Genomic DNA, 21,541 nt, shown 5'->3' on the forward strand with positions numbered 1-21,541 from the left:
GACGGGTGCGATGGACCAGTTTGATCGTGGTGACAAACCCAGACCGGCCACCCGTGTCAAGGCTCTTGAAAGCCACGTTCCGGTCTGGCCTTGTTAAATCGATTAGACTATAGAGTCTTCGCAGCTGCGAACGTCAGGATTCCCGAGCCCTCATGACCAGTCAGATCATTCCGGTCGACGCATTCGACTTCATCATCTTCGGTGCCACAGGCGACCTTGCGGAGCGCAAGCTGCTACCGGCGCTCTACCAGCGCCAGCTCGCCGGCCAGTTCACCGAGCCGACCCGCATCATCGGAGCCTCGCGCTCGACGCTTTCCGACGACGAGTACCGCGGCTTCGCGCACAGCGCGATCACAGAGCACGTAAGGGCCGAGGAGATCGACGCGGCCGAACTCGACCGGTTTCTCGGCCGTCTGTCCTATGTACCCGTTGATGCAAAATCCGGCGAGGGTTTCCAGCAGTTGAAGGATGCGATCGGCCACAGCAAGGCGGTCCGCGCCTTCTATCTCGCCGTGGCGCCGGGTCTGTTCAGCGACATCGCCGCGAACCTCGCGAAGCATGGCCTCAACGAAGGCGACCCACGCATCGTCGTCGAGAAGCCGATCGGCCGCGACCTGGTCTCGGCGCGCCAGCTCAACGACGCCATCGGCGCCGTCTTCGCCGAACACCAGATCTTCCGCATCGACCACTATCTCGGCAAGGAGACGGTGCAGAACCTGATGGCGCTGCGCTTCGCCAATACGCTCTACGAGCCGCTGTGGAACTCGACCCATATCGACCATGTGCAGATCACCGTGGCCGAGACGGTCGGGCTTGAGGATCGGGTCAGCTACTACGACAAGGCCGGCGCGTTGCGCGACATGGTGCAGAACCACATGCTGCAGCTCCTGTGCCTGACGGCCATGGAGCCGCCATCGTCGATGGACGCCGATGCGGTGCGCGACGAGAAGTTGAAGATCCTGCGTTCGCTCAAGCGCATCAACGGCAACGAGGCTCCAAAGCTGACAGTGCGCGGCCAGTACAAGGCAGGCGCGTCCGCCGGGGGAGCGGTGAAAGGCTATGCCGACGAACTCGGCGCGGACAGCGACACGGAAACCTTCGTCGCGCTGAAGGCGGAGATCGCCAACTGGCGCTGGGCCGGGGTGCCGTTCTACCTGCGCACCGGCAAGCGCATGGCCGATCGCGTCTCGGAGATCTGCATCCAGTTCAAGCCCGTGCCGCACTCGATATTCGACGACAGCGCCGGCGTCGTCACCGCAAACCAGCTCGTCATCCGTCTGCAGCCCGACGAAGGCGTCAAGCAGTGGATCATGATCAAGGATCCCGGCCCCGGCGGCATGCGCCTGCGCCACGTGCCGCTCGACATGAGCTTCGCCGACGCATTTGAAGTGCGCAATCCGGACGCCTATGAGCGCCTCATCATGGATGTGGTGCGCGGCAACCAGACGCTGTTCATGCGCCGCGACGAGGTCGAGGCTGCATGGCAGTGGATCGATCCGATACAGGCGGCCTGGGCGGAGAACCGACACACGGTGCAGGGCTACACGGCCGGCACCTGGGGTCCTTCCGCATCGATCGCGCTGATCGAGCGCGACGGGCGGACATGGCACGAGAGCATGTGAGCGGCATGAACCGTCTGCCGCACGAACCGCACGACTTCGCCTTGCCGGACGCCCTCGCCGCAGCGCTTGCCGACAAGGTGGCAGGCCTGCTGACCGAGGCGATCAACCAGCGTGGTGCAGGCTTTCTCGCAGTTTCCGGTGGCTCTACTCCCGCCCGCTTTTTCGAGGCTTTGTCCGGGAAGCAGCTCGACTGGGCGAAGATCGTCGTGACCCTCGTCGACGAGCGGTTCGTGCCGGAGAGTTCGGAGCGCTCAAACGCGGCGTTGGTCAAGGCAAAACTGCTTGTCGGGCAGGCCGCGTCCGCGCGCTTTGCTCCACTCTACAATGATGCCAAGACCGTCGAGGCGGCGGCGGCGAAAGCCGGCGAATCGCTTCGGGATTGCCCCTGGCCCCTCGACGTCGCCATTCTCGGCATGGGCACCGACGGGCACACCGCCTCGTTCTTTCCGGACGCCGACAATCTCGCCGATCTTCTCGATCCCGCAAGCGACCGCGTCGTCTTGCCCGTCCGCGCGAAGAGCGCGGGGGAGCCGCGTTTGACGCTATCGCTTGCACGCCTCGTGGAGGCGCGATTTCTCGCTCTTCACATCGAGGGCGAGCAGAAGCGCGCAATTGTCGAGGAAGCGTTGTCGCCCGGCAGCATCCTGCCGATCAGCGCGGTTTTCACCCATTCGACGAAGCCGGTACCTGTCTACTGGGCCGGCTGAAGGAGCAGCCAGATGACAGCCAGATCAGACATCGAAGCCATTACCCAGCGCATCCGCGAGCGTTCGAAACCCGGCCGCGAGGCCTATCTCGCGCGGGTTGACGCCGCGATCGCGCAAGGCCCGCACCGCACCGTCCTGTCGTGTGGCAACCTTGCCCATGGCTTTGCCGCCTGCGGGCCGGTCGACAAGGAGCGCCTGGCGACCGACCGGGTGCCGAACATCGGCATCATTACGGCCTACAACGACATGCTCTCGGCGCACCAGCCCTTCGAGACCTACCCGCAGCTCATCAAGAAGGCGGCAAGCGAGGCCGGTGGCGTGGCGCAGGTGGCCGGTGGCGTTCCGGCCATGTGCGATGGCGTCACCCAGGGCCAGCCCGGCATGGAACTGTCGCTTTTCTCGCGCGACGTCATCGCCATGTCGGCGGCGATCGGGCTGTCGCACAACATGTTCGACGCGGCCGTCTTTCTCGGCGTCTGCGACAAGATCGTGCCCGGCCTCGTCATTTCAGCGCTGACCTTCGGGCACTTGCCGGCGATCTTCGTGCCGGCCGGTCCGATGACGTCCGGCCTGCCCAATGACGAGAAGGCGCGCATCCGCCAACTTTACGCCGAGGGCAAGGTGGGCCGCGCCGAACTACTGGAGGCGGAGTCGAAATCCTATCACGGCCCCGGCACCTGCACCTTCTACGGTACGGCCAACTCCAACCAGATGCTGATGGAGATCATGGGGCTGCACACGCCCGGCGCGTCCTTCGTCAACCCGAACACGCCGCTGCGCGACGCGCTGACCCGCGAAGCTGCGCGACGGGCGCTGGCGATCACCGCGCTTGGCAACGAGTTCACGCCGGTCGGGCACATGATCGACGAGCGTTCCTTCGTCAACGGCGTCGTCGGGCTGCACGCCACGGGCGGCTCCACCAACCACACGATCCACCTGATCGCGATGGCAGCGGCAGCCGGCATCCGGCTCACCTGGCAGGACATCTCCGACCTCTCCGACGTCGTGCCGCTGCTGGCCCGGGTCTATCCCAACGGCCTTGCCGACGTGAACCATTTCCACGCCGCCGGCGGCATGGGCTATCTCATCCGCGAACTGCTCGATGCGGGCTACCTGCATGAAGACGTGCGCACCGTGTGGGGCGAAGGCCTGCGCCCCTACACGATCGAGCCGCATCTGGGCGACGACGGCTCGGTCGCGCGCATTCCCGCGCCGGCGATCAGCGGCAACGACAAGGTGCTGACCCCGGCGACGAAACCGTTCCAGGAAAGTGGCGGCCTCAAGGTGCTCAAGGGCAATCTGGGCGCCGCGATCATCAAGACGTCCGCCGTCAAGCCGGAGAAACGGCTCATCGAGGCGCCGGCGCGTGTCTTCCACAGCCAGGAAGAACTGAACGACGCCTTCAAGGCCGGCGAACTCGACCGCGATTTCGTCGCGGTGGTCCGTTTCCAGGGCCCGAAGGCCAATGGCATGCCGGAACTGCACCGGCTGACCACCGTGCTGGGCGTGCTGCAGGATCGGGGTTTCAAGGTGGCGCTGGTCACCGACGGGCGCATGTCCGGCGCATCGGGCAAGGTGCCTGCGGCGATCCACGTCACGCCAGAGGCGCTCGATGGCGGCATGATCGGACGCATCGAGAACGGCGACGTCATCCGTCTCGACTCCGAAGCCGGGACACTGGAGATCAAGGTCGGCGACGGCGTTCTGGCCAGCCGCATCCCCGCTGCGCCCGACCTGGCCGCCAACGGCTTCGGCATGGGCCGCGAACTCTTCGCCGGCATGCGTGCCCTGGCAACCCGCGCCGAGAACGGCGCAAGCGCATTCGGCGAAGCGGCTTAAGTCCGCCTTCAGGGCACGGTGACCTCGGCGCGCTCGCCGGCCTTGATCGTGGCCGGCGCTTCGGCGCGGCCGCCATTGTCGGGCAATTCCCGAACCACGACGTAGTCGCCGGCAGGCAGCGTCGTCTGGTGCGCTTCACCGTAGGCGAAGCTGACGCTCTTCCTGTTGCCCTGGATGTCTTTTGCCGCGCTCAGAATCTCGATCGAATTCGCACCCGGTGCGCTTGCCGCAAGGACGCCGGCGTTCAGCACGATTTCCACGTCGACGCGCTCACCGACCTTGATGGCGAACGGCGCTTCCGCCCTGGCTTCGCCCATGCTGCCAACTGCGATGTAGTCCCCTGCTGGCAGGTCGTAGCCATTGTCCGGCCCGTAGCCATAGCTGATGCTTTCGCGGCTTCCGTCCATGTTCTTGGCCGCCTTGAGAACCTCGAAGCTGACGCCACCCTCTTCGACCCTCATGCCGGGAACATAGAATGCGTTGAGCACCACGCGACCGACACCGATCACGATGTCCCTCTCGACCGTTTCGCCGGCTGCGAGCGCGATGGTCTCGGTGACTTCGCCTTTCCCTATGCTCACCGTGACGATCTGCTCCCCCGCCGGGAAGACCTCGTTGGCAACGCCATAGATCGTCGCCTCGCCCTCGCCGGGATAATCGACGACGGTCGTCGCGCCGTCAGGCACTTCGGCGCCTTCGTTCGGCAGCGGTCGGATGATCAGCCTGCCGGCATTGAGCACGAAATGCGGCTTGGCCACGGCGCCGGCTTTGATCGTCACCGTCTGCTCCACCTCGGCCTGGCCATAACGCGCCACGACAACGTAATCGCCAGGCTCCAGATTGCCGCGCCAGCGACCGTAGTCGGTCGAGACATAGTCGCCGCGTTGCCCGTCTGCCGTCGCGCGATAGACTTCATAGGCGTTGCCGGCGTCGTCGCCGAGGTCGTCCGTGTCCTCGGAAAGCGCGACCGTCGGCACGATGTTGAACACGGCGGCGGCTTCGGGTTCAGGCGCCGGCGCGGGTGCAGGCCCCGCCGGTGCTTCCGCAACCACCGTCTGGGTCAACGCGTCGCTGAGCCCCGGGCCATCACTCGCCTGGATGTAGCGTCCGCCGGTGTTTTCCGCCAGGCAGGCCACTTCCCTGCCTTCCTCGCGCGACAGGCCGAAACCCACGACATGGGCGGTGAAGTCGACGCCCGACCGTTCCAGTTCGAGCCCAAGGGCGCACGGGTCGGCATTGCAGGTCTCGATCCCGTCGGTGACAAGCACCACCGTGGCCTTGTCTTCGGTGTATCTCAGTGCTTCCGCGGCCCGCTTTACCGCTTCCGAAAGCGGTGTCTTGCCGAGGAAGCGCATCGATCCCGCGGCATCCGAAATAGCTGTACCGGTGCCCGTGGCAGGCTCGACGACCAGTTCGATGTCGGCGCAATTGCCCTTTTCGCGGTGACCGTAGGCCATCAACCCGAGCGCGATGTCTGACGGCACTGTCTGGAGAACGGTGCGCAGCGTCTCGCGCGCGATCTCGAGTTTCGGCTTGCCTTCGATCTGCCCCCACATCGAGCCCGACGCGTCAAGCACGATCATCGTCCTGTCGGCCGCCTGCACTTCCACCGACGAAAAGAGTGAAGTCCACGCCAGAAGCGCGCCTGCCGCCAGATGTTTCATCCGCTCGGTTCCTCGTGGAATCTTACGTAACGGAAGCTATGAGGCTGGCGCCACAAAGGCAAGTCGTCCCGTTGTACTAGCCCTCGGCGGCTCTGGCACATTGCCGCCTTGTCGGTACACGCCTAGCGTGCCCCGCATGATTGCAGACCGGCCGGCCTTTGGCGTTCTCCTGATGATCGGATTTTGCGCCATCGCACCGCTGGGTGATGCGGTGGCCAAGTTGCTTGGCGAAACCATCCCGCTGGGCCAGTTGATCGCGGTGCGGTTCGCCGCACAGGCCTTGCTGCTGCTGCCGATCATCTGGCTGACGGGGCGTAGCCTGGCGGTGAGCCCTCGCATCCTGCGGATCGCCGCCTTGCGCACGGTGCTGCACATCATCGGCATCGGCGGGATGTTCACCGCGCTGCGCTATCTGCCACTGGCCGACGCAGTGGCGATCGCCTTCGTCATGCCGTTCATCATGCTGCTGCTCGGACGATGGTTGCTCAACGAAGAAGTCGGCCCGCGCCGGCTTGCTGCCTGTGTCGTCGGTTTCATCGGCACGCTTCTGGTCGTCCAGCCGAGCTTTGCCAATGTCGGCTGGCCGGCCTTCCTGCCGCTCGTGGTCGCCGTCGTGTTCTCGTTCTATATGATCGTCAGCCGGCATATCGCCAAGGAAGCCGACCCGCTGGCGCTCCAGGCGATCAGCGGCATCATGGCGACCCCCTTCGTCGTCTTCGCAATCTGGCTCGGCCACGACAGCGGCTTTGAATGGCTGGGGCTCAAGGCGCCGGACGGTTACGAGATATTCCTGCTCATCGCCATCGGCTGCCTCGGCACGCTGGCCCACCTCCTGATGACGTGGTCGCTGCGCTTCGCCCCGTCGGCGACGCTCGCACCGATCCAGTATCTGGAAATTCCGTTCGCAACGGCGATCGGATGGATCGTTTTTTCCGACCTGCCCAACGGTCTTGCAGCGCTTGGCATCGCGATCACGATGGCTGCCGGCCTCTACATCGTCTATCGCGAACGTCGGCGTGTGGAGCCTATCCCGCCCGAAACCTGATACGCGGCAGCGGAACCAACGCCACTCCAATCCGTTCATTTGCCGCTGGGACCCCATTTTGAAAGGGCGCAAGGCCCGCTCGGCGTCGTGGCCACACGGCGCGGAGATTTTTCATGCCAGGAGAGGGAGTAAATCGATGTCCGAAGGACCCACAGTCATCAACACCGGCGGCGGCGGCAGCGGCGGCTGGGCCGTCGCGATCATTCTCGCAGTCGTCCTTGTCGTCGGCGCCCTTTGGGTATTTGGCGGTCTGGATTTCGGCGGCGGCGGCGATGCGGTCACGATCGACGTGCCGGCAGTGACCATCGACCCGGCCGACTGACGCGGAGCGTCGCAGGGTGCGCGGCCACATGCGCCGCCACCCCAGCGACGCCTCAGTAGGTGGTGCGCCGTTCCTCGCTCGGGGGGCGGCCGAAAAGCAGCCGATAGCTCTGCGCGAAATACGAATGCGACGTGAAGCCCGTCGCGATCGCCACGTCGAGGATCGGCATGTTCGTCTGGCGCAGGAGTTCGCGGGCGCGCTCGAGCCGCAGGCGCATGTAATAGCGCCCCGGCGTCATGTTCAGGTGGCGCAGGAACAGGCGTTCCACCTGTCGCACCGAAAGACCCGCCGACTTCGCCAATTGAACCGCCGAATACGGTTCATCGAGGTTGTCGGCCATCAGCTCGACGATCTTGCGCAGCTTCTCCGACTTGCCCGTCAGGTCGCGCTCGGGACCGACCCGCTGGCGGTCGTCGGCGGAGCGGATGCGCTCATGCTGGAACTGGTTGGCGACCTCGTTGGCCAGGTTCTGGCCGAAATCGGAACGGATGATCTCCAGCATCAGGTCGATCGACGTCGTGCCGCCAGCGCAGGTATAGCGCTTTCGGTCGATCTCGAAGACGTTGCCGGTGCAGTTGATCTCGGGAAAACGTTCCTTGAAGCCGGCCTTGTTTTCCCAGTGGATCGTGCAGCGATGACCCTCGAGCTGGCCCGCCTCGGCCAGCAGGTAGGAACCCACCGACAGGCCTCCCAGCGCCGCGCCACGGCGACCTAGCGACCGAAGCGCACCGAGCACCTTCGACTTGCCGGGAAACTCGTAGGACATACCGGCACAGACGAACAGGATGTCCACCGCAGGCAGATCGTTGATCGCATAGTCGACCTTGATCGGCAGTCCATTGGACGCAATCATCGTGTCGCCGTCAGGAGACACGGTCGTCCAGCCGTAGAAGTCACGGCCCAGAAGGCGGTTGGCGGAACGTACGGTATCGATCGCCGCCGCCAGCGAAAACATGGAAAACTTGTCCACCAGCAGGAATGCGAACTGGCGACCAGCCTGTGCGGTATCGGTCATGACGGCCCGTTCTACAGGTTCGGGCTCCGGCCGCAAAGGGACCGGCAGCCCGTCCGGTTCAGAAGCGCGGCGGGGTGACGCCCGCGACGCGGCAGGCGGAAACCAGCGTGTTGGCCATCAGCAGCGCAATGGTCATCGGCCCGACCCCGCCCGGGACCGGCGTGATCGCGCCCGCCTTTTCTGCTGCTTCCGCAAAGGCGACGTCACCGACGAGGCGGGTCTTGCCCTCGCCCTTCTCCGGCGCGGGTATGCGATTGATGCCGACGTCGATGACCGTTGCACCTTCCTTGATCCAGTCGCCCTTGACCATCTCGGGGCGGCCGACCGCCGCCACCACGATGTCGGCTGTGCGGCACAGCGCCGGAAGGTCCTTGGTTCGCGAATGGGCAACGGTGACCGTGCAATTGGCGGCCAGAAGCAGGTTCGCCATCGGCTTGCCGACGATGTTGGAGCGACCGACAACGACGGCGTTGAGGCCGGACAGATCGCTTCCCCTGACACGCTCGATCAGCAGCATCGAGCCGGCGGGCGTGCAGGGCACGAAGGCGGTGTCGACTTCGCCGGTCCCGAGCCTGCCGACATTGACGAAGGTGAAGCCGTCGACATCCTTTTCCGGATCGATCGTCTGGATGATGGCGCCGGCGTCGATGTGGTCGGGCAGCGGAAGCTGGACGAGAATCCCGTGGATGGCCGGATCGGCATTGAGCGTCTCGATCAGCGCCACGAGATCAGGCTGGCTCGTGTCGGCGGGCAGCGTGTGCTGCACAGAGTGGAAGCCGCACTCCTTGGCCTTCTTCGACTTCGACGCGACATAGACCTGGCTTGCCGGGTCCTCGCCGACAATCACCACCGCCAGGCCCGGCTGCACGCCCTTGCCCGCCAGTCCGCGCGTTGCATCCGCTACGGTCGCGACGACGCTTTCCGCAACCTGTTTCCCGTCGATGATCTCGGCCATGATTCTCCCCCGTCACTGTTCGGGTTTCGCATCGCATTCTCGCGATCCGAGCGCAAGGCGATGCCGCCATTGCGCCCTGTCATGCCGCAAACCTGAAAATCGCAGATCCTCGCTTACGTGCCGTAGCGATCGTCGGCGAAATCCTCGATCGCCTCGCGCAATGCGCGAAGGCTGTGGCGGATTTCCTCGATCGCCGCGTCGGTGCGCCGGTCCATGTGGCGATCGCGCTCGTAGTGATCGAGGCGCGGCAGCGATTGCTGCTGAGGATGGGCTGCGACCGGCACGTAGACGACCGTTGGACCCTGCGGATGTCCGTAGCCCGGTTGCGCGTAGTATGGCGGAACCTGTGGCGCATAGCCGCGCGTGTGTGCCCAGGGGTCGTTGGCGGCCGGCACCGGCGGATACCATCCCGGCGCGGCGTGTTGCTGCATCTGCGGATGCTGCGGCGCGGGTGCGTAGCCCATCGGTTGCGGCTCCGGCTGGCCTTGATTTTGGGCTTGCGCGGAGGGCGAAGCGTGAGGTGGGTAGGGATACATGGCTTCTGTCTCCTTGGATTGATAAACGGCGGCGGCCGGGACTTCCCCATCCGCTTCCCAGACCGCTTCGCTATGGTGGTAATGATGATGCTCGGGGTCGTCATACGAGCCGCCCTCGACAGGCTGCTCGTCGTAATTTCGTTCTGCCCGGCGCCAGCCAACGAAGCCGAGCCCGGCCAGCATGCCACCCAGCCCGCCGGCCAGGGTCAATGTCGGCATCGAGGGACTGGCAGCCTGCATCGGCGCCTCGGCCTGCGAAAGCACCCGCAGTCCGGCGGCAGCCGCTTCGGCGCCATCAGACGTGCTCATCGCGTCCTCGTAGGCCGCCCGCCTGACTTCGGCCGCACGCTCCAGTTCACGCAGCGTCGCCAGCTTCTCTTCGCCTGCCGATCCGTTTCCAAGCGCACCTGAAAGCCGCGATGCGATGTCGTCTTGCTTCTGTTTCGCCTGCTGCATCCGCTCCTCGAGTGAGGCGGCAATCTGCTGCTTCTGCAACTCGACTTCGCGCACCGCGCCGTCGAGGCCGGCCCGCGCGGTCACCAGATCGGGATGGCGCGGCCCCAGCTTGGCGGACAGGTTGTCGACCATACGCTTGGCCTCGGCCTGCCTGGCGATTGCCGCATCCAGCGGGCTCGGTGACGAATCAGTCGGGATCGATCCTGTCGCCGTCATGTCGAGGTCGCCGCGACCCATGAGCTGAGCTTGCGCGGTGAGCGTCTCTGTCCTGTCGCGGGCGGCTGCCAGTTCACGGCCGAGCTTTATTGCCTCGTCAGCGCTCGGCAGGCCGTTTTCGGTCCTGAAATTTGCCACCGCGCGTTCGGCGGCTGCGAGTTCCGCTCTCAAGTCCTCGGCAACGGCTCCACCTGCAGAGCCGCCAGCGACATTGTCCAGGAACAGGCCCGACATCGTATTGGCAATGATTGCCGACTTTTGCGGATCGGACGAGCGAACCGATATGGCGATCACCGCGGAAGCCGGCTCCCGCCTGGCTTCGACTGCCGCTGCCAGTCTCTCGACGGCGCGGCGGCGGCGCTGCTCGACGGTGCGCGCACCGTCTCCGGCAAACAGATCGCCGAAATTCGCCAATGCGCCCGTGATCCCGAAAGGACCGGCCGCATCGCCGTTGAATTCCGGGTCGGCGGAAAGGTTCAGTCGATCGACGGCTGCGTTCAGCGTCACGCCCGAGCGCAGCATGCGAAGCTGGTTCTCGACCACGGCCAGCGACGCATCCGTCGAAGCCACGCTCGCCAGTTGCATCGCGTTGGGGTCGATCAGAAGTTCGCTGGTCGCGACATATGTCTGTGGCCAGGCAAAGGTCAGCGCCGCGCCCAACACGGCGCCCGCCACCGTCAGGCCAGTGACGATGCGCAAACCGCCGCCCTGCTCTTCGATGGGTGCGGTTTCGTGCTCATTCGGCGCGGGCGCCGTATCAGCGTACTGCTCGACGCCCACCATCGACAACAGCGATGGCGCACGATCGGGTATCGGGTATTCGAGACGGCTGGACATGAATGCCTGCAGGTTGACGCGTGAGGCTCTCGACCGGGGTGAATGGTTAAGTCAACCTAAACAGGGATAGGAAACAAAAGGTTAATCCACTCGCCACAAACGGGTAGATGACCGCATTGATCAATCGCCCCGCGCGACCTAAACCCGTCGACATGATTTTTCCCGGGATGCCCCGGAAAGCGTGGAGGTGACGATGGCGGTCAAGATGGTGCTCGTGGGCTGCGGCAACATGGGATACGCGATGCTGGCGGGCTGGATCTCGTCCGGACGGCTTGCGCGCGACGAGGTGATCGTGGTGGAGCCGGCCGAGGCGTTGCGCACGCGCGCAGGCGCGCTCGGGGTCGGCGCGCTTTCCGATTCGGCCGATCTTCCACCGGATGCCGCGCCCGCGCTCGTGCTGTTCGCGGTCAAGCCACAGGTGATTCTCGACATCGTGCCCGCCTATAAGCGCTTTGGAGGCACCGCCACTTATCTCAGCGTCGCGGCCGGCACGCCGATTGCCGCGTTCGAGAAAGCTCTCGGCGACGTTCCCGTCATGCGCGTCATGCCCAACACGCCGGCGGCGATCGGCAAGGGCATGATGGTGGTCGTCTCCAACGACAGGGTCGCCAGCGAGACGAAGACCGTCGTACTGGATCTGCTATCGGCCAGCGGCGCGGTGACCACCATCGACGACGAAAGCCTGATGGACGCGGTGACGGCCGTTTCGGGCTCGGGCCCGGCCTATGTCTTCCATTTCATCGAATGCCTCACGGAGGCCGGAAAGCAGGCGGGCCTGCCGGAGGACACCGCCAAGCTGCTCGCCATGCAGACCGTCTTTGGCGCAGCTTCGCTTGCCGCCGAGAGCCCGGACGCCCCCGGCGAACTGCGCCGTCAGGTCACCAGCCCCAACGGCACGACGGCTGCTGCGCTGAACGTGTTGATGGGCGACGATCGGCTCAAGACTCTTGTAGTTGAAGCCGTCGAAGCCGCCAGGAAGCGCTCGGTGGAGCTCGGCAAGTAGCACCGCGGCGCAAACTTCGTGCAAGCTTGCTCCGGTAAGCTGCGGCGACCATAGAAGCGTCCGGCACGCAGGCTGATCGACATGAACGCAACTCACGAGGGGAAGAGACGCCTGTCTCCGTCCACAGCGGTGGCCGTCGCCGCCGCCGCGGCGGGCGCGGCGGCGTCGGGTCTCGTGGTGCTCGTCATCGAAATCGCCCCCGGCTCGTTCACCGCCCTGGCGGTTGCTATCGTGCTTGCGTCGCTACTTGCCGGTTTGGTCTCGTGGGCGACCGCGCGGCTTGCGGTGCGCGCGGAACTTTCGTCGATCGCGCAGGCCGTCGTGCGGCTCGAAAGGCAGGATTTCACCACGTCGGTACCCGCATCCTCGGCGGAGGCCGGCGAACTCGTTGCCGCCCTGCAAAGCTGCCGTGCCACACTCGGCGATAGGCACAAGGTCGCCAAGGCGCACGCCGCCGTTGCCCGCCTGCTCGGCAACGCGATCAAGCGATTGGCCGAAGGCGATCTCGCCGCGCGCATCACCGTGGACCTGCCGGAGCCCTATCGCGGCTTCCGCAACGACTTCAACGGCTCGATGGAGGCGCTCGAGGCGGCGTTCGGCGGGCTGGCGGATACGGGAGGACGGCTTTCAGGCCGCGCGCGCGCCATCGGCGAGGCCGCCGACGAACTGTCGCGCCGCGCGACAAAACTGTCGGAGCGGCTCGATGCCGACTTGAGGGCAATCGACATCGGCGCACGGCGCGACCCCGCCGAGGCGTTGCGCCTCGCGCGGCACACGCTGGACGGTGTCGTGATCGCCACCCACCGCAACCGGGCCGCCGCCGCCCGATTCGATGAACTCGGCCGCGGGCTGGCGCGCGAAGCCGAGCGCCTGTTCGTTCTCGCCGGCGTCGAGCAGCCTCGCGGCGCGCCGGTCGCGAAACCGGTTCAAGACCAAGGTTTGCCGGCCGCCGCTTTTCCCGTCTCGCTCGGAGCAACGGCTCTCAAACTCCACCGTTGAGAAATCCGCATCGCGCGGCAATGCGCCTTGACTGTCCTCCTCCATCTGAAATGATGGCCGTGAAGTGACGTAAGGGGATGCGCGTGACGGGAACCAGAGCGACGGATCGTATCGCGTGAGCGAGGCAATACGGCTCTACGTGCGGTGGGTGGACACCTTCAATCGCTGGGTCGGCCGCTTCGCCATGCGGCTCATCTTCGTCATGGCAGCCCTGATGCTCTACGCGATCGGCTCGCGGCTGTTTTTCGGCGCTCCGGTGAACTGGAGCATGGAGATGTCGCAGTTCCTGCTCGTCTCCTATTTCCTGCTCGGTGGCCCCTACTCGATGCAAATGGGGTCCCATGTCCGCATGGATCTGTTCTACAGCCAGCTTTCCGCGCGCCGCCGTGCGGCGACGGATGTCTTCACCATTCTGTTCGTGATGTTCTACCTCGGCGTGCTCTTGTGGGGCGGCATCTCGTCCACCGAATATGCCTGGTCCTATAACCAGAAGAACTACACGTCCTGGGCGCCGCCGATGTGGCCGGTGAAGGCCGTGATGACCTTCGGAATCTTCCTGATGCTGCTGCAGGCGATCTCTGCCCTGTTCAAGGACGTCGCCATCGCGCGCGGGAAGCCGATTGAATGAGTTCCGAACTCATCACCCTGTTCATGTTCACCTCGATGCTGCTGCTGATGGCGACGGGGCAGCGCGTGTTCGGGGTCATCGGGTTCGTCGGCGCGGCGTTCGGCTTGTGGCTCTGGGGCCAGGGGTCGGCCGAACTGCCGTTCAATGCCACGATCCAGGTGATGAACTGGTTCCCACTGATCACGGTGCCGTTCTTCGTGTTCATGGGATACATGCTGTCGGAATCCGGCATCGCCGCCAATCTCTACCGCATGTTCCACGTCTGGTTCGGCGGGCTGCGCGGCGGCCTGGCCATCGGCACGATCGGCCTGATGGTGCTCATCGCGTGCATGAACGGCCTGTCGGTGGCGGGCATGGCGATCGGCGCCACGGTCGCCCTGCCGCAATTGCTGGCGCATGGCTACGACAAGCGCATGGTCACAGGCGTCATCCAGGGCGGGTCGTCTCTCGGCATCCTGCTGCCGCCGAGCGTGGTGCTGGTGCTCTATGCCATGATCGCGCGCCAGCCGGTGCTGCAATTGTGGCTGGCCGGTATCATGCCCGGCCTGCTGATGGCCGCGCTGTTCACCATCTACATCTGGTGGCGTTGCCGCCGGAACCCGGAAATGGGACCAGCACTTCCGCCCGAAGAACTCGCAGCCATCACGCGATCCGAAAAGCTGAGGCTGCTGTCGGCGGGCCTTCTGCCGCTGGGCATCTTCGGCGCCATCATGAGCCTGTTCATGACCGGCGTGACCAGCCTCGTCGAAAGCTCGGTGATCGGCGCCCTGCTTGCCACGCTCGCCGCGCTCTTCACCGGGCGGCTGAATTCAAAGGTGCTGGAGGAGACCACGCGAAACACGCTCGGCGTGTCGTGCATGTTCCTGTGGATCATCCTGGGCGCCCTGTGCTTCTCCTCGGTCTATGACGGGCTGGGCGCGGTGCGCGCCATCGAGGCGCTGCTGCTCAACACGTGGGACCTGTCGCCCTGGACGATCCTGATCATGATGATGGCGTCGTTCGTGGTGCTGGGCATCTTCCTCGACGACACCGCGATGCTCGTCATCGTCGCGCCGCTCTACATCCCGCTGGTGCGCAGCCTCGGCTTCGACCCGATCTGGTTCGGCGTGCTCTACACCATCACCTGCCAGATCGCGTACATCACGCCGCCCTTCGGCTACAACCTGTTCCTGATGCGCGCGATGGCGCCGCCCGAGATCAGCCTGTCCGACATCTACAGTTCGATATGGCCGTTCTTTTTCCTGATGATCGCAACTATGGTGCTGATCATGGTCTTCCCGCAGATCGCCTTGTGGCTTCCGCAACTTTACACGGGAAGATGAGCGAACAGGCCAACGACAAGAAAGAAACGATGCGGCAAAATCGGGGAAACGATCCGGCGACGAGGGCGGATACTGAAAGTGCAACAGTAATGGGAGACCAGACATGAGCACCAAACGCATCATCACCAAACGCGACTTCCTGAAAAGGGCCGGCGTCACGACGGCAGGCGCCGTTGGCGCCACGACGTTGGCCGCGCCTTACGTCAAGGCACAGTCGCCGATCCGCTGGCGGCTCCAGACCTATGCCGGTGCCTCTTTGGCCGAGCATGTCATCCAGCCCGCGATCGAGGCGTTCAACAGCGCTGCCAATGGCGAGATGGTGATCGACCTGTTCACCGCCGACCAGCTCGTGCCGCAGGGCGAACTTTTCCGTGCCGTGCAGACCGGCACCATCGATGCCGCGCAGTCGGACGACGATTCCATGGCCTCGCCCGTCGACGTTGCGGTGTTCGGCGCGTATTTCCCGTTCGCCTCGCGCTACGGTTTGGACGTGCCGGTCCTCTGGAACTGGTATGGTCTCAAGGAAATCTGGGAAGAGGCCTATGCCGATACCGGCGTCACCTGGCTGTCGGCCGGTGCCTGGGATCCGTGCAATTTCGTCACCACGAAGCCGATCCGCTCGCTCGAGGATTTCAAGGGTTTGCGGGTCTTCACCTTCCCGACCGGCGGCCGCTTCATGGAGCGCTTCGGGATCGTGCCCGTCACCCTGCCATGGGAAGACATCGAGGTCGCGGTGCAGACCGGCGAACTCGACGGCGTGGCTTGGTGCGGCGCCACCGAGGCCTATACGGTGGGCTGGGCCGACATCAACCAGTACTACCTCACCAACAACATCAACGGCGCGTGGGCCGGGTCCTTCTTCGCCAACACCGACAAATGGAACGAGGTGCCCGAGCACCTCAAGACGCTGTTCCGGCTCACGATGGATTCCTCGCACTACTATCGCCAGCATTGGTACTGGTGGGGCGAGGCCCACTACCGCACGACCGGCGGCAAGCTGGAACTGACCACCATTCCGGAAGCCGAATGGAAGACGGTGGAGGACGAGGCGATGAAATTCTGGGACGAGATCGCCGAAACCGGCGAACGCAACGCGAAGGTCGTCGAAATCCTGAAGAAGTACCAGGAGACGATGCGCGGCGCCGGCGCGCCTTACCGCTATAGCTGACGAAAAAGGCCGGGCAGCGCGAGCCGCCCGGCCTCTTCAGACTTGTTGCAAAGGCGCTGCCGCAGGGCGGCGCCTTTTTCAGTGCGCGGCGGGTGCCGCCTTGGCCACCGGAGGGTCTTCCTCCACGTGCTTGAGTTCCTTGCGGGCAATGAAGGAATAGAACATCGGCACCACGAACAGCGTGAACATCGTTCCCACGATGAGGCCGGTGAAGATCACAAGACCCATCGAGAAACGCGCCGCAGCACCCGCGCCGGCCGCGATGATCAGCGGCACGACGCCCAGCGACATCGCCGCGGTGGTCATCAGGATCGGCCGCAGGCGAACCTTGGCCGACGCGACGATGGCCTGGAACCGGTCGAGCCCATGCTCCTCGCGCTGCTGGTTGGCGAACTCCACCATCAGGATGCCGTGCTTGGTGATCAGGCCGATCAGCGTGATCAGGCCGACCTGCGTATAGATGTTCAACGTTGCGAGACCGAGGTTCAACGGCAGCAGCGCGCCGAAGATCGACAGCGGCACCGTCATCAGGATGATCAGCGGATCGCGGAAGCTCTCGAACTGCGCGGCCAGCACCAGGTAGATCACCACGATCGCAAGCGCAAAGGCGATGACGATTGTGTTGCCCTCCTCGACCTCGAGGCGCGACTGGCCCGAATAATCGATGAAGAACCCGTCCGGCAGCAGCGGGCGGGCGATCTGCTCGAGTTGCGCAAGCCCGTCGCCCGTCGAGACACCAATCATCGGCAGCGCGGAGATCGTTGCCGAGTTCAACTGGTTGAACTGTTCGATCGCTGCTGCGGCCACGCCGGTCGAGATCGTCACGACGGCGGATAGCGGCACCATGTCACCGGTCGCGCTGCGCACGAAGAAGTCGCCAAGGCGCTCGGGATTGTCGCGATATTCCTGCGGCACCTGGAGGATGATGTCGTAGCTGTTGGAATCGCGCTCGAACTGCGCCACTGGCGCACCGCCGACGAGCAGGCTCAGCGTCGTGCCGACATCGCGAACCGGCAGGTTCAACGCGGCTGCGCGGTCACGGTCGACCGTAATCGTCACCTGCTGGGCATCGAATGAAAGCGAGTTCTGAACCACGATATACCGGCCCGTCGCCTGCGCTTCCTGGCGAATCTGTTCGGCGACCTCGTAGACCTGGCTTGGATCGCCGGTCGACTGGATGACCATCGATATCGGCAGGCCGCCGCCGGCACCCGGCAGCGACGGTGGCGCGAACACCAGCGCCTCGACGCCGGCGATCTTGGAAAGGCGCTGCTGGATGTCCTGCTGCAGCTCGCTTTGCGAGCGGTCGCGCTCCGACCAGTCCTTGAACGCCCACAGCGCGATGCCCGAATTGGTGGCGCCGCCAAAACCGACGATCGAGAAATTGGCGTCGAGTTCGGGAATGTCCTTGGTCAGCTCGCGCATCTGGTCGGTGTAGGTGCGGGTGTAGTCCGTCGTCGCGTAGGGCGGCGCGGTGACGAGCGAGAACAATGCCCCCTCGTCTTCTTCCGGAGCCAGTTCCGACGAGGTGTTGAGGAACATGAAGCCAGTCATTCCGATCAGCACCAGCACCACGAGCAGCGTTACAGGCCTGTACTTCAGCGACCCGGAAACGAGGCGCTCATAGCCGCCGGACAAGCGGTCAAAGCTGCGGTCGATCCACATCTGGAACCGGCTGTGGCCACCGCGCTTGAGCACGCGTGCCGCCATCATCGGGGTGATGGTCAACGCCACGATGCCGGAAATCACGACCGCGCCGGCAAGGGTGAGCGCGAATTCCCGGAACAGCGAGCCGGTCAGGCCGCCGGTAAAGGCAAGCGGCGCGAAAACGGCGGCGAGCGTGACCGTCATCGCGACCACCGGCCCGGTAATTTCCGACATGCCGACGAACGACGCCTGCCGGGGCGTCATGCCATCCTCGATATGGCGGTGGATGTTCTCCACGACCACGATGGCGTCATCGACCACGAGGCCGATCGCAAGCACCATGGCGAGCAGCGACAGCAGATTGATCGAATAGCCGAGCAGGAACAGGAAGAAGCAGACGCCGATCAGCGACAGCGGGATGGTGACGATCGGCATCAGCACCGAACGGAACGAGCCAAGGAACAGCAGGATGACGACGACCACGATGGCGACGGCCTCGGCGATGGTCTTGAACACCTCCTCGATCGACGCGCTGATCGATTCCGTGGCGTCGAACATCTTGGTGATCGTCATGCCGTCGGGAAGGCTGTCCTGGATCGCGGGCAACTCCTCGGTCACGGCGGCAGCCGTCGTCAGCGGGTTGGCGGACGGTGTCGGGAAGATGCCAATGAATGTGCCCGGCTGGCCATTGAAATTGACCACCATGTCGGTGCTCTCTGCAGCCAGTTCGACCGACGCAACATCGCGCAGACGCACGACCTCGTCGCCGGACGCGCGAAGCGGCAGCGCGCCGAACGCTTCCGGCGTCTGCAGGGTGGAATCCATCGTTATCGAATAGGCGACGTAGTCGTTCTTCGTCTTGCCGGGCGCGGCAAGGAAATTCGATGCATTGATACCGGCCAGCACTTCGGTCGCGGTGAGGCCACGCGCCGCCAGCCGGATCGGATCGATCCAGACGCGCATCGAATAGTTGGCCGCTCCCATGATCTGCACTTCCGCCACGCCCTCGATGGTGGACATGCGGGGGCGGATGACGCGCTCAATGTATTCGGTGAGCTGCTCAGGCGACATGTTCGGGTTCTGCATCGCAAGATACATCGTGGCGAACTGCATGCCCGTGCCCTTGACGATGATCGGGTCCTCGGAATCCGAGGGAAGCTGCCCGCGCACCTGCTGGACCTTCGACATCACTTCGGTCAGCGCAACGTCGGGGTTGGAGCCGAGCTGCATCTGCACCGTCACGACGCTCGCCGATGGGCGGCTCTGCGAGGTGACGTAGTTGATGTTTTCGGTCGTCGACACGGCAGCCGATATCGGCGCGGTGATGAACCCCTGGATCAGCTCCGCATTGGCGCCGGGATACGTCGTCGTGATCGTGATCACGGTTTCCTCGACCTCCGGGTACTGGCGCACCTGGAGATTGAACAGGCCCTGGAACCCGAGGAGCAGGATCAGCAGCGCCAGAACGGTCGAAAGGACCGGCCTGCGAATGAATATGTCGGAAAAACTCATTGGTCGGCAGCCTGCGTGGACGCTGTTGGATCAACGGTATTGTCGATGACGACCGGTGTGCCGTTGTTGAGCCGGTTCTGCCCGGCATTCACGACACGGTCGCCCGCCGAGACGCCTGAGACGATCTCCACCCTGTCGCCGGACCTGCGGCCGACCTGCACGAAGACCTGACGCACTTCGAGCTGCTCCTCGGCGTCCGTATCCTCGCTCTCGCGCGGCTGCACGACATAGACATAGTCGCCGTAAAGGCTGGTGACGACCGTGGTCTGGGGCAACGCGATGACGCCTTCTTCCTCCGGCATCTCCACCTGGATCTGCACGAACTGGCCCGGCGTCAGCTCGCCTTCCGGATTGGCGATCTGGGCGCGAACCGAGGCAAGCCGGCTGGCGGGATCGATCTTCGGATCGATGCCGACGACCTCGCCCGAGAACGCGAATTCTTCGCCGCCCAGACCGAGGCTGATCGGCTGGCCGATGCTGATCGACGCGAGCTGCTGTTCGGGAACAGTGAAGTCGGCACGCATCGTGTCGAGGGCCTGCAGCGTCGCGACCACCGTGCCGGGCTGGATATACTGGCCGGGATCGACGCGCGGAATGCCGAGCGTTCCGGCAAAGGGTGCCCTGAGCTGCTTCTGCGCCACGACGGCTTCATTGCGCTTCACCTGCGCGGAAGAGACGGAGACCGCCGCCTGGGCGGTTTCAAGGGAGACGTTCGAACCGACCCCGCGCTGCTGAAGCTCCTGGGTCCGTTCCAGCGTCTGGCGATCCAGTTCCGCCTGGGTACGGCTCACCTCGAGATCGGCCTGCTGGATGACGTCGTCGAGCTGCAGCAGAAGTTCGCCCTGTTCGACCTCCTGGTTCGAAGTGAAGTTGACCTCGCGCACGATGCCGGTCGTCTCGACCGTCAGGTCGACGCCCTCGGATGCGTTCACGGTACCGATGGCCTCGATCGATGGCGTCCAGCTCGATTCCTCGGCTTCCGTTACCGACACGGTGACATTGGCCACGGGCATGTTGGCGAAGAAGTCATCGATCGCCTGGTCCCGGAACATGTTGAAGCCGACGATGCCGCCCACGAGAATCGCAAGCAGGACGATGGCGATGATGAAACGCTTGATCATTCTTCGACATTCCCGGACGTGAAAACGCAATTGATACCCGCTGCAGGGAGAATCTCAAAATCTCCATGCATCCGGATTGCTGTTGTGGAACCCCTACTGTACCGTCTGGACGGTAATGTCAATAAACCGGGCGAGATCCATGTCGGATAAAGTTAAAGGCGGCGCGCGCGAAAAGGTCATCCAGGCCGCGGAGGAGCTTGCCTGGGAGGCGGGGCCCAACAACATGTCGCTCGACGCCGTCGCCGCCCGTGCCGGCGTCTCCAAGGGCGGGTTGCTGTACCATTTTCCAAGCAAGGCCAGATTGCTGCAGGCGCTGGTCGAGACGTTCGTCGAGCGCTTCGATGCCGATCTCGCGGAGCGCGAAAGGGAAGAAGCGCATACGGCGAACAGCACCGCCCGGGCCTATCTTGACCTTTTCCTGCGCGAGCATGACTGCAACCTGAGGCCGCCGGCCGGCGTGCTCGCCGCGCTTGCCGAAAACCCCGATCTCCTCGATCCCGTGCGCCGGCATCAGCGCATCCTGCTCGATCGCATGAAACAGACTGCCAGCGACCCGACCGTCGCGGTGATTGTCTTCCTGTGCCTGCAGGGCCTGAAATCGATGGAACTCCTGGCGACCGACACGGTCGACGAGGCGGAGTTCGAGGCGGTCACCAAAAAACTTGCAGAGATGCTGCTCTGATTCACGTGCTTCCTTTACAAATTGGAGTTGCACTTGACGTTTCTCAAGACGTTCCACAACTGAAACGAAATGTCTTGAATCGGCGCGTTTTAGACTGATTGTTTCAAGATTGAAGGATTATGTGGGTGGCGGACGCGAGTTGACGTTGGGAAAGCTGCCGGAAAACCTCCCCCAAAGCGCCGCTCCGCGACAAATAATTCCATAAAATCAAGCGATTGCTCGCTTTACACCTGCATTTATGCGAA

General features: G+C 64.3%; 17 protein-coding genes. 11 read left to right on the plus strand and 6 right to left on the minus strand.

Annotated elements, in window-relative coordinates:
* The first annotated feature begins 152 nt into the window (after positions 1–152).
* Genes zwf through edd form a run of 3 tightly spaced genes read left to right on the plus strand, consistent with a single transcriptional unit; the run spans position 153 to position 4,168 of the window.
* Positions 153–1,622, plus strand: coding sequence for a glucose-6-phosphate dehydrogenase (gene zwf / locus AAFN84_RS09230; protein ID WP_347514262.1), 1,470 nt, complete (start codon positions 153–155; stop codon positions 1,620–1,622).
* Positions 1,623–1,627: 5 nt separating this feature from the next.
* Complete coding sequence (gene pgl, locus AAFN84_RS09235) at positions 1,628–2,329, plus strand: 6-phosphogluconolactonase (protein WP_347514263.1); 702 nt, start codon at positions 1,628–1,630, stop codon at positions 2,327–2,329.
* A gap of 12 nt (positions 2,330–2,341) precedes the next feature.
* Positions 2,342–4,168, plus strand: a complete 1,827-nt coding sequence (gene edd / locus AAFN84_RS09240) for a phosphogluconate dehydratase (protein WP_347514264.1) — start codon at positions 2,342–2,344, stop codon at positions 4,166–4,168.
* A gap of 8 nt (positions 4,169–4,176) precedes the next feature.
* On the opposite strand, the gene AAFN84_RS09245 is transcribed toward edd, so the two are convergent.
* The gene (locus AAFN84_RS09245; RefSeq protein WP_347514265.1) at positions 4,177–5,832 is read right to left on the minus strand and encodes a VWA domain-containing protein; all 1,656 of its coding nucleotides are present in this window, start codon (positions 5,830–5,832) and stop codon (positions 4,177–4,179) included.
* A 136-nt stretch (positions 5,833–5,968) separates the two neighbouring features.
* Here AAFN84_RS09245 and AAFN84_RS09250 point away from each other — a divergent pair, with 136 nt between their 5' ends.
* Entirely contained in the window at positions 5,969–6,877 is a 909-nt protein-coding gene (locus AAFN84_RS09250; protein ID WP_347514266.1) for a DMT family transporter, read from the plus strand.
* A 136-nt stretch (positions 6,878–7,013) separates the two neighbouring features.
* Complete coding sequence (locus AAFN84_RS09255) at positions 7,014–7,199, plus strand: hypothetical protein (protein ID WP_347514267.1); 186 nt, start codon at positions 7,014–7,016, stop codon at positions 7,197–7,199.
* A gap of 52 nt (positions 7,200–7,251) precedes the next feature.
* On the opposite strand, the gene AAFN84_RS09260 is transcribed toward AAFN84_RS09255, so the two are convergent.
* The 3 genes from AAFN84_RS09260 to AAFN84_RS09270 all read right to left on the minus strand — a co-directional run bounded on the left by AAFN84_RS09260 (position 7,252) and on the right by AAFN84_RS09270 (position 11,214).
* Positions 7,252–8,214 carry a GlxA family transcriptional regulator gene (locus AAFN84_RS09260; RefSeq protein ID WP_347514268.1) on the minus strand — a complete coding sequence of 321 codons (963 nt, stop codon included), beginning with the start codon at positions 8,212–8,214 and terminating at the stop codon, positions 7,252–7,254.
* A 58-nt stretch (positions 8,215–8,272) separates the two neighbouring features.
* The gene (locus tag AAFN84_RS09265) at positions 8,273–9,169 is read right to left on the minus strand and encodes a bifunctional methylenetetrahydrofolate dehydrogenase/methenyltetrahydrofolate cyclohydrolase (RefSeq protein WP_347514269.1); all 897 of its coding nucleotides are present in this window, start codon (positions 9,167–9,169) and stop codon (positions 8,273–8,275) included.
* 113 nt (positions 9,170–9,282) lie between these two features.
* Positions 9,283–11,214, minus strand: a complete 1,932-nt coding sequence (locus AAFN84_RS09270) for a hypothetical protein (protein WP_347514270.1) — start codon at positions 11,212–11,214, stop codon at positions 9,283–9,285.
* Between the two features lie 193 nt (positions 11,215–11,407).
* On the opposite strand from AAFN84_RS09270, the gene proC reads away from it, so the two are divergent.
* The 5 genes from proC to AAFN84_RS09295 all read left to right on the plus strand — a co-directional run bounded on the left by proC (position 11,408) and on the right by AAFN84_RS09295 (position 16,334).
* Positions 11,408–12,217: a pyrroline-5-carboxylate reductase gene (gene proC / locus AAFN84_RS09275; RefSeq protein ID WP_347514271.1), complete on the plus strand. Its 810-nt coding sequence runs from the start codon at positions 11,408–11,410 to the stop codon at positions 12,215–12,217.
* Positions 12,218–12,298: 81 nt separating this feature from the next.
* Complete coding sequence (locus AAFN84_RS09280; RefSeq protein WP_347514272.1) at positions 12,299–13,216, plus strand: methyl-accepting chemotaxis protein; 918 nt, start codon at positions 12,299–12,301, stop codon at positions 13,214–13,216.
* A 115-nt stretch (positions 13,217–13,331) separates the two neighbouring features.
* Complete coding sequence (locus tag AAFN84_RS09285) at positions 13,332–13,844, plus strand: TRAP transporter small permease subunit (protein ID WP_347514273.1); 513 nt, start codon at positions 13,332–13,334, stop codon at positions 13,842–13,844.
* The gene (locus AAFN84_RS09290) at positions 13,841–15,166 is read left to right on the plus strand and encodes a TRAP transporter large permease subunit (protein ID WP_347514274.1); all 1,326 of its coding nucleotides are present in this window, start codon (positions 13,841–13,843) and stop codon (positions 15,164–15,166) included. The genes AAFN84_RS09285 and AAFN84_RS09290 overlap by 4 nt, the downstream gene beginning before the upstream one ends.
* A gap of 103 nt (positions 15,167–15,269) precedes the next feature.
* Complete coding sequence (locus tag AAFN84_RS09295) at positions 15,270–16,334, plus strand: TRAP transporter substrate-binding protein (protein WP_347514275.1); 1,065 nt, start codon at positions 15,270–15,272, stop codon at positions 16,332–16,334.
* Between the two features lie 78 nt (positions 16,335–16,412).
* Here the strand turns inward: AAFN84_RS09295 and AAFN84_RS09300 are convergent, their stop codons facing one another.
* Together AAFN84_RS09300 and AAFN84_RS09305 are read right to left on the minus strand one after the other, a co-directional pair.
* Positions 16,413–19,493 (minus strand): efflux RND transporter permease subunit, encoded by a 3,081-nt coding sequence (locus AAFN84_RS09300; RefSeq protein ID WP_347514276.1) that lies wholly within the window; start codon positions 19,491–19,493, stop codon positions 16,413–16,415.
* Positions 19,490–20,614: an efflux RND transporter periplasmic adaptor subunit gene (locus tag AAFN84_RS09305; protein ID WP_347514277.1), complete on the minus strand. Its 1,125-nt coding sequence runs from the start codon at positions 20,612–20,614 to the stop codon at positions 19,490–19,492. Before AAFN84_RS09305 ends, AAFN84_RS09300 begins: the two co-directional genes overlap by 4 nt.
* Positions 20,615–20,753: 139 nt before the next feature.
* Between AAFN84_RS09305 and AAFN84_RS09310 the strand changes: the two genes are divergently transcribed.
* Positions 20,754–21,296 carry a TetR/AcrR family transcriptional regulator gene (locus AAFN84_RS09310; RefSeq protein WP_347514278.1) on the plus strand — a complete coding sequence of 181 codons (543 nt, stop codon included), beginning with the start codon at positions 20,754–20,756 and terminating at the stop codon, positions 21,294–21,296.
* Positions 21,297–21,541 lie beyond the last annotated feature (245 nt).

The organism is Mesorhizobium sp. CAU 1741, assembly GCF_039839275.1.
Taxonomy (GTDB): Bacteria; Pseudomonadota; Alphaproteobacteria; order Rhizobiales; family Rhizobiaceae; genus Aerobium.

Bases quoted from the DNA above. Each gene is read 5' to 3' on its own strand.
- zwf (WP_347514262.1), top strand. From the start codon at position 153: ATGACCAGTCAGATCATTCCGGTCGACGCATTCGACTTCATCATCTTC.
- pgl (WP_347514263.1), top strand. From the start codon at position 1,628: ATGAACCGTCTGCCGCACGAACCGCACGACTTCGCCTTGCCGGACGCC.
- edd (WP_347514264.1), top strand. From the start codon at position 2,342: ATGACAGCCAGATCAGACATCGAAGCCATTACCCAGCGCATCCGCGAG.
- AAFN84_RS09245 (WP_347514265.1), bottom strand. From the start codon at position 5,832: ATGAAACATCTGGCGGCAGGCGCGCTTCTGGCGTGGACTTCACTCTTT.
- AAFN84_RS09250 (WP_347514266.1), top strand. From the start codon at position 5,969: ATGATTGCAGACCGGCCGGCCTTTGGCGTTCTCCTGATGATCGGATTT.
- AAFN84_RS09255 (WP_347514267.1), top strand. From the start codon at position 7,014: ATGTCCGAAGGACCCACAGTCATCAACACCGGCGGCGGCGGCAGCGGC.
- AAFN84_RS09260 (WP_347514268.1), bottom strand. From the start codon at position 8,214: ATGACCGATACCGCACAGGCTGGTCGCCAGTTCGCATTCCTGCTGGTG.
- AAFN84_RS09265 (WP_347514269.1), bottom strand. From the start codon at position 9,169: ATGGCCGAGATCATCGACGGGAAACAGGTTGCGGAAAGCGTCGTCGCG.
- AAFN84_RS09270 (WP_347514270.1), bottom strand. From the start codon at position 11,214: ATGTCCAGCCGTCTCGAATACCCGATACCCGATCGTGCGCCATCGCTG.
- proC (WP_347514271.1), top strand. From the start codon at position 11,408: ATGGCGGTCAAGATGGTGCTCGTGGGCTGCGGCAACATGGGATACGCG.
- AAFN84_RS09280 (WP_347514272.1), top strand. From the start codon at position 12,299: ATGAACGCAACTCACGAGGGGAAGAGACGCCTGTCTCCGTCCACAGCG.
- AAFN84_RS09290 (WP_347514274.1), top strand. From the start codon at position 13,841: ATGAGTTCCGAACTCATCACCCTGTTCATGTTCACCTCGATGCTGCTG.
- AAFN84_RS09295 (WP_347514275.1), top strand. From the start codon at position 15,270: ATGAGCACCAAACGCATCATCACCAAACGCGACTTCCTGAAAAGGGCC.
- AAFN84_RS09300 (WP_347514276.1), bottom strand. From the start codon at position 19,493: ATGAGTTTTTCCGACATATTCATTCGCAGGCCGGTCCTTTCGACCGTT.
- AAFN84_RS09305 (WP_347514277.1), bottom strand. From the start codon at position 20,614: ATGATCAAGCGTTTCATCATCGCCATCGTCCTGCTTGCGATTCTCGTG.
- AAFN84_RS09310 (WP_347514278.1), top strand. From the start codon at position 20,754: ATGTCGGATAAAGTTAAAGGCGGCGCGCGCGAAAAGGTCATCCAGGCC.